At 62.2% G+C, this 1135-nt stretch carries 1 protein-coding gene; it reads left to right on the top strand.

Annotated elements, in window-relative coordinates:
- Positions 1-35: 35 nt before the first annotated feature.
- On the top strand, positions 36-1135 hold a 1100-nt coding region (locus tag ACFTXQ_RS36650; protein WP_382650014.1), incomplete at its 3' end, for a hemagglutinin repeat-containing protein.

The following is a 1135-nucleotide window of genomic DNA, read 5'->3' as shown; positions in this document are numbered from 1 at the left end:
ACGTGACGCTCGGCGCGGCGAGTGCGACGTCGACCGTGAACAGCAACAGTTCGGGCAGCGACAGTCACGGCAGCTATGCGGAGACGCTGCACACGTCCGATCAGGCACTGACCGGCACGATGCTCAAGGGCGGCGACACGGTCAATATCGTGTCGGGCAAGGATATAACGCTCTCCGGTAGCTCGCTCAGCCTCGACAAGGGCAACGCAAACCTGCTTGCGGCCGGCGATGTGAATGTCGGCGCGGCGACCGAGACACATGAACTCAACTCGCACGAAACGCACAGCCACAGCAATGTCGTAAGCGGCGTGAAGGTTGCGAGCGGGATCGACCAGACGATGACGCTCAATCGCGGCAGTCTGGTATCGGCAGACGGCGTGAACATTGTCAGCGGAAAGGACGTCTATGTTGGGGGCAGCACCATCGTCGGAACGAACGATGTGACGCTCACTGCCGCACGCAACGTGACGGTGACGACGTCGCTGGATACCTTGCAGTCGTCGAGCTACTACGACAAGAAGGAGTCGGGGCTGATGTCGGGCGGTGGCCTGTCCGTGTCGATCGGCAGCAGTTCGTTGAAGACGACCAGCCAGACGAGCGAGGTGTCGAACAACAGCAGCACGATCGGTTCGCTGAAGGGCAACGTCAGCATCACCGCTGGAAACGACCTGCACGTGACGGGTAGCGACCTGATCGCAGCGAAGAATCTCAGCGGGACTGGTGCAAACGTGACGATCGACGCCGCGCAGGACACGAACCACCGCGGCGAGACGCAGGAAGTGTCGAAGAGCGGCCTGACGTTGGCGCTGAAGGCGCCGGTCATCGATGCGGTGTCGAATGCGGTGGGTCAATCGCGTGCATCCAGTAATAGCCAGGATGGCCGTGCAGCAGCGCTGCATGGGATGGCCGCGGCGAGTGCGGCGTGGGATGCGAACTTAGCCGCAGGCGATCTGGTTAGATCTCTCGGGGCTGGCGAGACGCCTCAGTTCAAGGTCGAGGTCAGCGTCGGCAGCAGCCATAGCAGGAGCGCGTTTTCCGAAGACAGCGTGACGAATCGCGGATCGAACGTGAATGCGGGCGGAACGGTGGCATTTGCGGCAACGGGGAACGGGCAGCCGGGTAGCGGCAATGTGAC

The organism is Streptomyces sp. NPDC057010, from assembly GCF_042673805.1.
Classification (GTDB): Bacteria; Actinomycetota; Actinomycetes; order Streptomycetales; family Streptomycetaceae; genus Streptomyces.
Note: the sequence above shows the minus strand (reverse complement) of the source record. Positions and strands in the feature narration are given on the sequence as shown.